This is a genomic window from Variovorax sp. 05L425 (assembly GCF_056397705.1).
Genome location: NZ_JBFTNY010000004.1, coordinates 111102 through 123704 on the forward strand (window position 1 = coordinate 111102; position 12603 = coordinate 123704).

Below are 12603 nucleotides of genomic sequence, written 5' to 3' on the forward strand. Positions count from 1 at the left end.
CACAAGCTACATCGCCTTCACCTGAAGGTTGTTGTTGACCGCGCCGACGCCCTTCACGGACTTCGCGATCTCCTCTGCACGTGCCTTGGCCGCCGCATTGGGTGCCGGTCCGCTCAGGCTCACGACGCCGCCCTTGGTGTCGACGTCGATCTTGATCGCGCTCAGGTCAGGGTCCTTGGCAAGGCCCGTCGACACGCCGGCAGTGATGGCTGCATCGTCCATCGTCGCCGACGCATTGGCCGCAGTGGATTCCGTCTTGGCCCTGGCTTCACTGGCCATCTGGCCAGCCTTCGCCTTGGCATCCGCGCCCGCCTGCTCGGTCTTGGCAATTGCCGAATCCACCTTTTCACCCGCGGTCGGGCCCCCTGCCTTGTCACCGCAGGCCGTCAGCGCGAGGGCGCCGCCTGCCAGCAGCACAAAGAGGTTTTTTCGGAACTTTCCGGATGTGGGGTCGAAATCAGTCATGGAGAACCTCCTGTTCCTCGAAGAGAGGTGCCCGTGCATGGCGCGGGCCCTCGGTTCACAACTTGTCCGCATCGTCCTTGAGGGCGTCCTTCACCTGTTCCTTGGTATCGCCATAGGTCTTCTGCACCTTGCCGGCCGCCTGGTCGACGACGCCTTCCGTCTTCAACTTGTCGCTGCCGACCACCTTACCGGCCGCTTCCTTGACCTTGCCCTTGGCCTCCTCGACGCGGCCTGCCACTTGATCCTTGTTCATGTTGAACTCCTTGGTGAATGGGTTGATGGATGGTTCGCCCGAACCACGCAAGTCAATCTAGCCAGCAGCACCCGTCGTCGCGCGGCGGCAGCGGCGCGACCTGCTGTAGGACATGGGGAAGTCAGGCTGTCACGATCCAGCCCTCGAGCGGATCGAGATCTGCCGGAAGGCCGTAGCCGGGGCCTTCGCTCGCCTTGTGTGCGGCGCCCCATGCGGCCTGGACGAGGCAAAGTGCGGCATCGATGAAATCGCCCTTTGCATCCGCCAGCATGCGTTCTCGCAAGGGGCAGGACAGTGCGAGACGGAGCCCTACGCGCGCGGATCCCTTTTCGAGCGCTGCAAGGAGATCGCCACGTGCGACACGGCGATCGACCGTCTGGGATGCCGCATCGTCGCTCTTGTAGCTTCGCCGGCCGATCAACTCCCGCGCCAGCAGTCCCGGATAGCCCTCCAGCGCAATGCGCGATCCGCCCCCTGACGGCATGTGAAGCCCCGGCAACTCGGCACCGGCTTCGATCAGGCAGGGCACGCCAGCGTGCAACATGAAAGCCACCGGCGGATTGACCCACTTCATCGACGGACTGGAGCCCGCCGGGCCATCCGTCACACGATGTGCGAACTTGCCGCCGATCGGGCGCGCCGCGCAAAACGCCGCGAAGGTGCTGCGGATTTCGGACCGTTCGAGCGCAGCGTAGTGGGCGATGAGCAGCGGCCATTCCAGGGGCCATCCCAGAAGGGTGACCAGTTCGCGCGGCAAGCCGAACGGAAAATCAAACGCGCCGAGCCATTCCGGTGTCTCAGCCAGCCAACGGCTCCAGGCGTCCAGCGAAGCAAAGCACTCGAAGTCGGACAGCTGTACGCAGCGATCTTCCAGCGTGCCGAGCGCGACGACGATGGGCTTGCGCGCGGTTGGCGAACTCGAAAAATCGCATCCGAGCAAGAGCATGGAACGGCTTCAATCCGCCGCGAAAGCCGCGGAACCTGGCATTGAAGGAAGATTCAGTGCCGGCCGACGATGGCGGCGGTGGCCATCAACTCTTCGAGCAGCGCCAGCGACACCTTGCCGGAGACCAAATAGGGGTCGAGCTCCGCCCTTTCGGAGTACTTGAGCAGCGTCGAGGCGTTGAGCTTCGACAGATTGACCTGCCCCATGGTCCATCCACCGAAACGGCGCTCCGAGATCTCTTCGTAGTGCAGCAGCACCACGTCCTTGTGGCGAGGATCGCGCTGGATGTGACCGTACAACTCGCTGATGGCCATCCGCCCACCTTCGATGGCCTGCAGGAAGACACCTGCGCCGTAGCAAAGGATGCCGGTGACGCCACACCCGGGATTGTGCGAACGCGATTGCGCAAGGATTTCGTCGATCGCGGCCTGGCTTGTGTCCACAGCGCGGCTTGCGTAGAGAAGGCGTACGAGCATGGCGTTCAGTGCTTGCGGGGAAGAAGGGAGAGAAATTCGCGGCGGAGATTCGGGTCCTTCAGGAATACCCCGCGCATCACGGAATTGATCATCTTGCTGTCCATTTCCTTGACGCCGCGCCACTGCATGCAGAAGTGCTCTGCCTCGACCACCAGCGCGAGACCATCGGGCTGTGTCTTTTCCTGGATCAGGTCGGCCAACTGAACCACGGCTTCCTCCTGGATCTGCGGACGGCCCATGACCCACTCGGCCAGCCGCGCATACTTCGACAGGCCGATCACATTGGTCTTCTCGTTGGGCATGACGCCGATCCACAGCTTGCCGATGATGGGGCAGAAATGGTGCGAGCAGGCACTGCGAACGGTGATCGGCCCGACGATCATCAGCTCATTGAGATGCTCCGCATTCGGGAATTCGGTCAGCGACGGCGGGGTCACGTAGCGCCCCCTGAACACCTCGTTGAGGTACATCTTTGCGACGCGACGGGCCGTGTTCTCGGTGTTGTGATCGTTCTCGAGGTCGATGACGAGGCTTTCGAGCACGTGCTTCATCTTGCCTTCGACCTCGTCGAGCAAATGCTCGAGCTCGCCCGGTTCGATGAACTCGGCGATGTTGTCGTTGGCGTTGAAACGTCTCCGGGCCGCCAGGAGGCGCTCCCGAATCTTGACGGACACGGGCGTGCCCTCGTCCTCAGCCCCTTCCGCGGGGCGCCGTGCGGCATCGATGGTCCTAAGCATCCGTGCATCCTAACAGCGAATGGACTTCGGGCAATTAGCCCTACAGCGCCTACAGCCCCTTCCTGCCTATCTATGTAGCTACTGTTTTGATAGCAAGAAGTCCGTCACCAGCGGGAGGTGGTCGGACATCCGGGCCCAGATCGGCCCTCGCGGCACCGCGCAGGCATGGAGTTCGAGTTGCCTGCCATAGATGAAATCGAGCTGGGTCACAGGCAGGCGCGAGGGATAGGTCAGCGGGCGCGGGCCGCGCAAGTCGCTCGAATCCCGCATGCCCATCGCATTCATGGCGTAGCGCATCCGCGCGCCCCAATCGTTGAAGTCGCCGGCCACGACCAGCGGCTCCTTGGGGGGAATTTCGCGTTCGATGAATTCGCGCAGCCGCGCGACCTGCCGGATGCGGCTTCCCTTGATCAGTCCCAGGTGCACGACGATCGCGTGGACCGGCTGGCCGTCGACTTCGATCGCGACGTGCAGCAGCCCACGTTGCTCGAAACGATGGTCCGAGATGTCCTGGTGCGTCTTGCGCAGCACCGGCCAACGCGTGAGCAGCGCATTGCCATGTTCGCCGTGCCGGGTGACGGCATTGGTCTCGTAGACCGCCGTATAGCCTTCCGGCGCCAGAAAATCGGCTTGTGGCTGCTCTGGCCAATGCCTGAACCGCACGGCAGCCTGGCGGTTCATCTTGCGCACCTCCTGAAGGCACACGATGTCCGCATCGAGCTGCTCGATGGCGTGGCCGAGGTTGTGAATTTCCAGGCGCCGCGCAGGCCCGATCCCCTGCACACCCTTGTGGATGTTGTACGTGGCCACGCGAAGGTTGTTGACCGGCGAATTCATCGCGCAAATTGTGGCAGGAGCAGTATCGCTTCGGCGTTCGACGGTGAAAAACAGGCGTCCGCTGCTTCGCGGTATGGCAGCCAGCGCCAGGCCGTGTGTTCGCGCGGATCCAGCTTCGGCGTCAGGCGATCCGGCACGCACAGTCCGAAAAGATGCTCCGTGTTGTGCGTGATCCCCGGCGCGTAGCGGGAACGCCAGCGCGGGTAGATCTCGTAGATGTTCTGGAGATTCCAGTCGGCCAGCCGCTGCGCGAGCTCAGTGCCGGGCCCGCAGGCGATGCCGGTTTCTTCTTCGACTTCGCGCACCGCCGTGAGCGTCAGCGCTTCGTCTTCGGAGTCCTTGCTGCCCGTGACTGACTGCCAGAAGTCCTCGGCATCGGCGCGACGGATCAACAGGACGTCCAGCGCCGGTGTGTGGATCACGACCAGCACCGACTCCGGGATCTTCCAGGGGCGCTCGCTCATGCTTGTCGCGCCCTTTCCGGTCTTCCGGTCGGATCAGGCCGCCGGCTGGGTGTTGCGCAGCTTGATGTGTAGCTCGCGCAGCTGCTTCTCGTCGACCGGGCTCGGCGCCTGCGTCAGCAAGTCCTGCGCACGCTGCGTTTTCGGGAAGGCGATGACGTCGCGAATGGATTCGGCGCCGCTCAGCAGCATGACCAAACGATCCAGACCGATCGCGATGCCGCCGTGCGGAGGCGCACCGTACTGCAGGGCATCGAGCAGGAAGCCGAACTTGTTCTGCGCATCCTCGGCGCTGATCTTGAGAGCGCGGAAGACCTTGCTCTGCACTTCCTCGCGATGGATACGCACCGAACCGCCACCCATCTCGATGCCGTTGAGCACCATGTCGTAGGCCTTGGAGATGCACTTCTCCGGCGCGGAGTCCATGAGGTCTTCGTGACCGTCCTTCGGTGCCGTGAACGGATGATGCACGGCCGACCAGCGCTGGCCTTCCTCGTCGAATTCGAACATCGGGAAGTCGACCACCCACAACGGCGCCCAGCGGTCTTCGAACAGGCCATTTTTCTTGCCGAAGGCGCTGTGGCCGATCTTGACGCGCAGCGCGCCGATCGCATCGTTGACGATCTTGGCCTTGTCGGCGCCGAAGAACAGGATGTCTCCGTTGCGAGCGCCGGTGCGCGCGATGATCTCGGCCAGCGATGCGTCATTGAGGTTCTTGACGATCGGGCTCTGCAGGCCTTCACGGCCCTGCGCTGCGTCGTTGACCTTGATGTAGGCCAGACCCTTGGCGCCGTAGATCTTGACGAACTCGGTGTAGGCATCGATGTCGCCGCGCGAGAGACCGCCCTCGCCGCCGCCACCCGGTACGCGCAACGCCACGACACGGCCGCCGGCCGTGCTGGCTGCCTGGGCGAACACCTTGAACTCGACATTGCGCATCACGTCGGTCAGCTCGGTGAACTCGAGCTTGACGCGCAAGTCGGGCTTGTCGGAGCCGTACTTGAACATGGCGTCGCCATAGCTCATGACCGGGAACGGGGGCAGCTCGACTTCGGCAGCCGCGCGGAACACCTTGCGGATCATGCCTTCGAACATCTCGCGGATCTCTTCCTCGGCCATGAAGGACGTCTCGATGTCGATCTGCGTGAACTCGGGCTGGCGATCGGCGCGAAGATCTTCGTCGCGGAAGCACTTGACGATCTGGTAGTAGCGGTCGTAGCCGGCCACCATCAGCAGTTGCTTGAAGAGCTGCGGCGATTGGGGCAACGCGAAAAAACTGCCGTCGTGAACCCGGCTCGGCACCAGGTAGTCGCGCGCGCCTTCGGGCGTGGACTTGCCCAGCATCGGCGTTTCGATGTCGATGAAGCCATTGGCATCGAGGAACTTGCGGGCCTCCATCGTCACCTTGTAGCGCAGCATCATGTTGCGCTGCATCACGGGACGGCGCAGGTCCAGCACGCGATGCGTGAGGCGGGTCGTCTCGGAGAGGTTGTCGTCGTCGAGCAGGAACGGTGGCGTGACCGACGGATTCAGCACCTTCATCTCGTGGCACAGCACCTCGATCTTGCCGCTCTTGAGGTTCTCGTTGGTCGTGCCTGCGGGGCGGGCGCGCACGAGGCCGGTAATCTGCACGCAGAACTCGTTGCGCAGGCCTTCGGCGGCCGCAAACGTTGCGGCGCGGTCCGGGTCGCACACCACCTGAACGTAGCCTTCGCGGTCACGCAGGTCGATGAAGATCACGCCTCCATGGTCGCGCCGGCGATTGACCCAGCCGCAAAGGGTGACGGTTTGACCCAGAAGGGCTTCGGTCACGAGACCGCAATAGTTTGTACGCATGGCCATAGATGGATTCCGGCGCCGGTGGGCGCGTTTATTTGATCGCTATCGTCGCGGGGCCGCCAGGTACGACGACCCCCATCGACACGATGTACTTGAGCGCGTCGTCCACGCTCATCCTGAGTTCGATGCAGTCGCTGCGCTTGAGCATCACGAAATAGCCGCCCGTCGGGTTGGGCGTCGTCGGCACGTAGACGCCGAGGTAGTCACCGCCGCCCAGGTGTTCGACAACTTCCTGGCCTGGCGTGCCGGTCACGAAGGCGATCGTCCACACATCTTCACGCGGCCATTGGACCAGCACGGCAGTGCGAAATGCATTGCCGTTCTCGGAGAACAAGGTATCGGAAACCTGCTTGACGCTGGAATAGATCGAGCGCACGACCGGGATCCGGCGGACGACCGCATCGCCCCAGCCGAGCAGCCGCTTGCCGACGAAATTGCTCGCGATCGCGCCGACGGACAGCAAGATGCCCAGCGTGAGCAGGACGCCCAGCCCGCGCACCTTGTGGTCGTTGAGATACCTCTGCCACTGTTCGGGCAGCAGCCACAGCGTCTGATCCAGCGTGCCGATGATCCAGTTCAGCACGCCCAGCGTGATGGCCAGCGGAACGATGACCAGCAATCCGGACAGCAGCCATTTGCGCAACGCGAGCATGGCGTGGCGGCCTCAGTCGGCGCTGGGTGCGGGTGAAGCGGCGGGCGCGGGTGCGGGCGACGGCGCGGGCGTGGCCGCGGGAGCATCGGCCGGCTTGGCAGGTGGACCGTCAGCAGACGGGCTGGCGGCAGAACCCTTTTCGGCGCTGGCCTTCTTGCCGCCGTCGCGGAAATCGGTCGCATACCAACCAGAGCCCTTGAGCTGGAAGCCGGCAGCGGTCACTTGCTTGCTGAACGCACTTGCGCCGCAAGTCGGACACTCCGAGAGAGGTGCATCGGACATTTTCTGCAGCACGTCCTTGGCAAAGCCGCAGGCGCTGCACTTGTAGGCGTAGATAGGCATGGATAAGGACAAAAAGAGCGACCGGCGGCCGCTCGCAAAGCTCTCGATTATAGGGCGCCCCTCTCGGAGGGCGTCGTGTGGATCAGGCCGGGTCGACGGCAAGCGGCCTGTGCGGTGTCCGGGTATTGGAGACCCACTGCGGCGCCAGCGACCCGACCACCATGCCGCCGAACGAAGCCAGGAGCCCCGCCAGTTGGGCCGGGAATTCCTTGCCCCATGGCATTGCCAGGAACAGCAGCCAGACGCCGATGCCGAGCACCACCGAAGCCACGGCCCCCTGCGTGGTGGCGCGCTTCCAGTACAGGCCGCACACCAGCGGCACGAATGCCCCGACCAGCGGGACCTGATAGGCGCCCGAGACCAGTTCGTAGATGGGCGTCCCCTGCATCCGGATCGCATAGAGCAGCACCGCCGCGCTGAAAACCAGCACCGTGATCCGCATCGTCATGAGGTTCGACCGATCGCTGCCCGCCGGGCGGAACTGGCGCCAGATGTTCTCGGTGAAGGTCACGCTCGGTGCGAGCAGGGTCGCGGAGGCCGTCGACTTGATGGCCGAGAGCAGCGCACCGAAGAACAGCACCTGCATCACGAACGGCATCTTTTCGAGCACGAGCGTCGGCAAGACTTTCTGAGGGTCTTCCTTCAGCAACGTGGCGGTCTGCTCCGGCATGATCAGGAGCGCGCTTGCCACGAGGAACATCGGGACGAAGGCGAACAGTATGTAGGCGACGCCGCCGATCACCGGACCGCGCGTGGCAGACTTGGCGCTGTTGGCGGACATCACGCGCTGGAACACGTCCTGCTGCGGGATCGAGCCCAGCATCATGGTGATCGCAGCAGCAAAGAAGAAGATCATGTCCTTCAGGGTCGGCTCGGGCCAGAACTTGAAGAGGTCCTTGCTGACGGCAAGCTCGACCACCTTGTCGGCGCCGCCGGCCATGTGGCCCGCGAACATCGCGATCACGGCGAGGCCCAGCACCAGGATGATCATCTGGATGAAGTCGGTCACCGCGACCGACCACATGCCGCCGAAGAGCGTGTAGGCCAGGATCGACACGACACCGATCACCATGCCCAGCGAGACGCCGATCGCACCGCCGGACAACACGTTGAACACCAACCCGAGCGCCGTCACCTGCGCGGACACCCACCCCAGGTAGCTCAGCATGATGATCAGCGAACAGGCGACCTCGATGGACCGGCCGTAGCGTTCGCGGTAGTAGTCGCTGATGGTGAGCAGCGTCATGCGGTAGAGCTTGCCCGCGAAGAAGAGCCCGACCAGGATCAGGCAGGTGCCGGCGCCGAACGGGTCCTCGATCACCCCGTTCAGGCCGCCCTCGATGAACTTGGCGGGGATGCCAAGCACCGTCTCTGAGCCGAACCACGTCGCGAAGGTCGTCGTCACAATCATGTAGAGGGGCAGATGCCGCCCTGCGATCGCGAAGTCGGTGGTGTTCTTCACGCGCTTGGCTGCGTAGAGCCCGATCGCGATGGTGATCAACAGGTAGACGATGACCAAGGTCAACAGCACGGCGAATTTCTCCAATCAGAAAAGACGCACGCGCACCAGCACCTGCATCGCGATCAAACCCAATACAAAACCTATGCCACCGTAGATGATTGCCTGCAGCAAGCGGTTGGTCCGCTTCTGGGCCGCCAGCAACTCCAGCAGTTCGCGGCGGTGGTCGGCGGGGCGATTTTCCAGGAAATCGTGCATGAGCCGCGGCAACTGGGGCAGCAATTTGGCGTACCGGGGGGCCTCGGCGCGCAACTGCTCGAACAGCTTGCGCGGGCCGATCTGCTCGCTCATCCACTTTTCGAGGAAAGGTTTGGCGGTGTTCCAGAGGTCCAGCTCCGGGTCGAGCTGCCGGCCAAGTCCCTCGATGTTCAGGAGGGTCTTCTGCAGCAGCACGAGTTGGGGCTGGATCTCGACGTGGAAGCGGCGAGAAGTCTGGAACAGCCGCATCAGCACCATGCCCAGGGAGATTTCCTTGAGCGGACGGTCGAAGTAAGGCTCGCACACCGTGCGGATCGCCGCCTCGAGTTCGTCGATGCGCGTGCCGACCGGAACCCAGCCGCTTTCGAGATGCAACTCGGCCACGCGCTTGTAGTCGCGGCGGAAGAAGGCGACGAAGTTCTGCGCGAGGTATTCCTTGTCGGACTCCGTCAGCGTTCCGATGATGCCGAAATCGAGCGACACGTAGCGGCCGAAGGTCTCCGTCTCCAGGCTCACCTGGATGTTGCCGGGGTGCATGTCGGCATGGAAGAACCCGTCGCGGAACACCTGCGTGAAGAAGAGGGTGACGCCGTCCCGAGCCAACTTCGGGATGTCGACGCCGGCCGCGCGCAGACGGTCGAGCTGGGCGATCGGCACGCCCTTCATGCGCTCCATGACGATCACTTCGGGGTGGCAGAAATCCCAGAACATTTCCGGGATCAGCACCAGCTTGAGCGGCTCCATGTTGCGACGCAACTGGGCGGCGTTGGCGGCTTCGCGCACCAGGTCGAGCTCGTCGTGCAGGTACTTGTCGAACTCGGCGACCACCTCGCGCGGCTTCAGGCGCTTGCCGTCAGCGGAGAGCCCCTCGACCCAGCCGGCCATCATGGCCATCAGCGCGAGATCCTTCTCGATGATGTCGCGCATGCCGGGACGCAGCACCTTGACCGCCGCCTCGCGCACGGTGCCGTCGGTCCATCGGACGGTCGCGAAATGCACCTGGGCGATCGACGCGCTCGCCACGGGCGTTTCGTCGAACTCCACGAAGATGTCGCCGACCGGTCGGCGGAAGGCACGCTCGATCGTTGCGATGGCTACCTTCGACGGGAAGGGTGGCACCCGGTCCTGCAGCCATGCAAGCTCGTCGGCGATATCCGGGGGCAGCAGGTCGCGTCGAGTCGACAGCACCTGGCCGAACTTGACGAAGATCGGCCCAAGCCGTTCCAACGCCTCGCGCAGACGCTGGCCGCGCGGCGCGTCGAGATTGCGGCCGACCGAGACAATCCGGGCCACCACGCGAAGCCAAGGCTTCTGGAGGCTCGTGAGCACGAGTTCGTCGAGGCCGTAGCGGAGCGCGACCCAGACGATGAAGATGCCGCGATAAAAACGCCTCATTCGGCGCCCGCGGGCCCGCCGGCCTTGCCGGAGCGTTCGCCGACAAAGCGCCGCAACCCCTCGACCATGCGACGGGCGCCCGTCGCGATCGTGTGCGCCGGCACATCGCCGATCACGCGCGCAAGATCGTCCTCCACGTCCCAACGCACATGGTCGACCAGCCAGTTGACCTCGGCGGCCAGTTGCACGTCGCCCTCGATGCGAACGGCGGGCTTATCCCCGCGGAAGGCCGCCCGGGCAAGACCGAAGGGAGACTCCTCCGTCACGGTCAGCGTGAGTTCGGGCACAGCGTCTTCGGGCGCCAGGTCGAGCAGACCGGCGGGCGTCGCGACGAACTTCATCGTCACGAAGCGCCATTCGAACAGCGCCACCCTTCCCTGCTGACGCATCAGCCGTTGTTGGGCCTCAGGCTCCTGCTGCAACACGTGATTCAAGAACAGCACTGTCCGGTGCTGGATCTCGTGGATCGCCCAGCCGGGCGGCTGCAACCGCTCGCCAACGCGATTGAATAGATCGTCAAAAAATGAAAATGGGGACGATGGTGTAACCATGTCCCCATTATCCCGGTCTTGCGACCGGATCGAGCCGCCGTTGACTTACTGAAGTGCTTGGACGCCAGCTACGAGCCAGCCGCTCGTGCCGCTCGTCGGCTTGGTCATGTTCCAGACTTCGCGGAACGGGCTCGGGCCCGAGGAGATGTCTTCGCGAATCATGCCGGAGAACTCGACGCTGGCCAGATAGGCGTCGGGCAGTTCCTCGATCCCGAGCAGCTTGGCGTCGAGCATCACGACTTCGGTCTTGTTCGGCTGTCCGCCCGTGTGGGCTTCGCGTTCGGCCAACTGCTGGCGGATTTCGCCGACCATGCCATCGGTCATCATCGACCGCAGCGTGGTGATATCGGCCCGGTCCCAGGCGTCCTGCAAGGTCACGAAATTGCGCTTGGCGGCGTTGAGGAAGCCATCGGCATCGAAGCCTGCAGGAATACCCCAGGTCTGGGAGCCGGCCAGCGCCGACCCGATCATGCTGCCGCCCGCGGCCGCGGCGCCCGCCATGGACGACCCGCCGGTGCCGGCCGGGTGCTCCGCCTGGGCCGGGGAAGCGTCGAAGGCGGCATGGTTGCGTTCCCACGGACGCGCCGAGGCATCGTTGCCAACATTGTTGGGGCTGTACTGCACGGGCGCGGTCGCATCCGCCGGGCTGCCTGCGCCTTGGAACGCGAAGCCGCCAGTACGCGCTGCTGGCGTCGATCGCGAACGCGCCGAAAAGATGCGCCACACGACCACTGCGGCCAGCACCAGAAGACCGATCAGCAGAATGTTGCCGAAAGCGGCGCCGAGTCCGAGGGAATTGGCCAGCCACGCCAGGCCCAGGCCTGCGGCCAGACCGCCCAGCATGCCAGCCCATGGACGCTTGGGCGCCGCAGCAGGCGTGGCCGCGGGTGTTGCAGGTGCGGGCTTGGCCGCGGCGTTGTTCGCGCTCTGGGCCGGCGCACCCGGTGCGGCGGGGCTTGCCGGCGGCGTTGCCTGGCGTTGGGTCACGTTGCTCGACTGCTTGCCGAACGACCTTCCGCCACCCATGCGTGCAGCGTCGGCATCGATGCTCACGACGGCCAGCGCACACACCAGCATGACGGACCAAAAATTCTTCATGACGTCTCCTCTACGGCAAACAGCTTCAACACTTGATTCCAACATGCAGCGCCACGACACCGCCGGTCATGTTGTGATAGTCCACATGCCCGAAACCGCCCTCCTTCATGAGGGTCTTGAGTTCCTCTTGCGCAGGATGCATGCGGATGGACTCGGCCAGGTAGCGATAGCTGGCGTCATCACCCGCCACGACCTTGCCCAGGCGCGGCAGCACACTGAACGAATACCAGTCGTATGCCTTCTGCAACGGCTTGGCGACCTTGGAAAATTCGAGCACCAGCAACTTGCCGCGCGGCTTCAGCACACGGTTCATTTCCTTGATCGCAATGTCCTTGTGCGTCATGTTGCGCAGGCCGAAAGCCACGGTCACGACGTCGAAGTGATCGTCCGGAAAAGGCAGCTTCTCCGCATCGCAGACCAGCGTGGGCAATGCAACGCCGGCATCGAGCAACCGATCGCGCCCGGTGCGCAGCATGGCCTCGTTGATGTCGGTGTGGACCACCTCGCCGGTGGTGCCGACTTTCTTGGCGAAGGCGAGCGCGAGGTCGCCGGTGCCGCCGGCGATGTCGAGCACCTTGGAGCCCTCCCCCACGTTGGCGACCATGATGGTGTATGCCTTCCACGCCCGATGGAGACCCATCGACATGAGGTCGTTCATGAGGTCGTAGCGCGAGGCGACCGAATCGAACACGCCGCGCACGCGTCGTGCCTTGTCGCGCTCGTCGACCGATTCGAAACCGAAATGGGTGGTACTCATGCTCCCGATGTTAGGCCGGAAGCGTTCATACCGCGCCGACGACCCCGCAGGGACACCGGGCATTTGTCACTCAATGA

At 64.0% G+C, this 12603-nt stretch carries 15 protein-coding genes; all 15 read right to left on the reverse strand.

Features of this window, described 5'->3' with window-relative positions; genetic code table 11:
* Positions 1 to 6: 6 nt before the first annotated feature.
* The 15 genes from AC1DN9_RS06315 to ubiE all read right to left on the reverse strand — a co-directional run bounded on the left by AC1DN9_RS06315 (position 7) and on the right by ubiE (position 12526).
* A complete protein-coding gene (locus AC1DN9_RS06315; protein ID WP_478098327.1) occupies positions 7 to 465 on the reverse strand; it encodes a BON domain-containing protein in 459 nt (152 codons plus the stop codon).
* A gap of 55 nt (positions 466 to 520) precedes the next feature.
* Entirely contained in the window at positions 521 to 718 is a 198-nt protein-coding gene (locus tag AC1DN9_RS06320) for a CsbD family protein (protein WP_478098329.1), read from the reverse strand.
* 121 nt (positions 719 to 839) lie between these two features.
* Positions 840 to 1664, reverse strand: a complete 825-nt coding sequence (locus AC1DN9_RS06325) for a DUF429 domain-containing protein (protein WP_478098332.1) — start codon at positions 1662 to 1664, stop codon at positions 840 to 842.
* Positions 1665 to 1717: 53 nt separating this feature from the next.
* Positions 1718 to 2140, reverse strand: coding sequence for a BLUF domain-containing protein (locus tag AC1DN9_RS06330; protein WP_478098336.1), 423 nt, complete (start codon positions 2138 to 2140; stop codon positions 1718 to 1720).
* Positions 2141 to 2145: 5 nt separating this feature from the next.
* Positions 2146 to 2877 (reverse strand): GTP cyclohydrolase I, encoded by a 732-nt coding sequence (folE, locus tag AC1DN9_RS06335; RefSeq protein WP_478098339.1) that lies wholly within the window; start codon positions 2875 to 2877, stop codon positions 2146 to 2148.
* A gap of 78 nt (positions 2878 to 2955) precedes the next feature.
* A complete protein-coding gene (locus tag AC1DN9_RS06340; RefSeq protein ID WP_478098341.1) occupies positions 2956 to 3714 on the reverse strand; it encodes an endonuclease/exonuclease/phosphatase family protein in 759 nt (252 codons plus the stop codon).
* A complete protein-coding gene (nudB, locus tag AC1DN9_RS06345) occupies positions 3711 to 4178 on the reverse strand; it encodes a dihydroneopterin triphosphate diphosphatase (RefSeq protein WP_478098343.1) in 468 nt (155 codons plus the stop codon). Before nudB ends, AC1DN9_RS06340 begins: the two co-directional genes overlap by 4 nt.
* A gap of 33 nt (positions 4179 to 4211) precedes the next feature.
* Positions 4212 to 6017, reverse strand: coding sequence for an aspartate--tRNA ligase (aspS, locus tag AC1DN9_RS06350; protein ID WP_478098345.1), 1806 nt, complete (start codon positions 6015 to 6017; stop codon positions 4212 to 4214).
* 28 nt (positions 6018 to 6045) lie between these two features.
* Positions 6046 to 6666, reverse strand: coding sequence for a DUF502 domain-containing protein (locus AC1DN9_RS06355; protein ID WP_478098347.1), 621 nt, complete (start codon positions 6664 to 6666; stop codon positions 6046 to 6048).
* Positions 6667 to 6678: 12 nt separating this feature from the next.
* Positions 6679 to 7008, reverse strand: a complete 330-nt coding sequence (locus AC1DN9_RS06360; protein ID WP_478098349.1) for an FmdB family zinc ribbon protein — start codon at positions 7006 to 7008, stop codon at positions 6679 to 6681.
* A gap of 82 nt (positions 7009 to 7090) precedes the next feature.
* Positions 7091 to 8539, reverse strand: a complete 1449-nt coding sequence (locus AC1DN9_RS06365; RefSeq protein ID WP_478098350.1) for a high affinity choline transporter 1 — start codon at positions 8537 to 8539, stop codon at positions 7091 to 7093.
* A gap of 15 nt (positions 8540 to 8554) precedes the next feature.
* Positions 8555 to 10120 carry a ubiquinone biosynthesis regulatory protein kinase UbiB gene (ubiB, locus tag AC1DN9_RS06370; protein ID WP_478098351.1) on the reverse strand — a complete coding sequence of 522 codons (1566 nt, stop codon included), beginning with the start codon at positions 10118 to 10120 and terminating at the stop codon, positions 8555 to 8557.
* The gene (locus AC1DN9_RS06375; RefSeq protein WP_478098353.1) at positions 10117 to 10671 is read right to left on the reverse strand and encodes a ubiquinone biosynthesis accessory factor UbiJ; all 555 of its coding nucleotides are present in this window, start codon (positions 10669 to 10671) and stop codon (positions 10117 to 10119) included. The genes ubiB and AC1DN9_RS06375 overlap by 4 nt, the downstream gene beginning before the upstream one ends.
* Positions 10672 to 10716: 45 nt before the next feature.
* Positions 10717 to 11769, reverse strand: a complete 1053-nt coding sequence (locus AC1DN9_RS06380) for a Tim44 domain-containing protein (protein WP_478098355.1) — start codon at positions 11767 to 11769, stop codon at positions 10717 to 10719.
* A gap of 25 nt (positions 11770 to 11794) precedes the next feature.
* Positions 11795 to 12526: a bifunctional demethylmenaquinone methyltransferase/2-methoxy-6-polyprenyl-1,4-benzoquinol methylase UbiE gene (ubiE, locus tag AC1DN9_RS06385; RefSeq protein WP_478098357.1), complete on the reverse strand. Its 732-nt coding sequence runs from the start codon at positions 12524 to 12526 to the stop codon at positions 11795 to 11797.
* Positions 12527 to 12603: the final 77 nt, after the last annotated feature.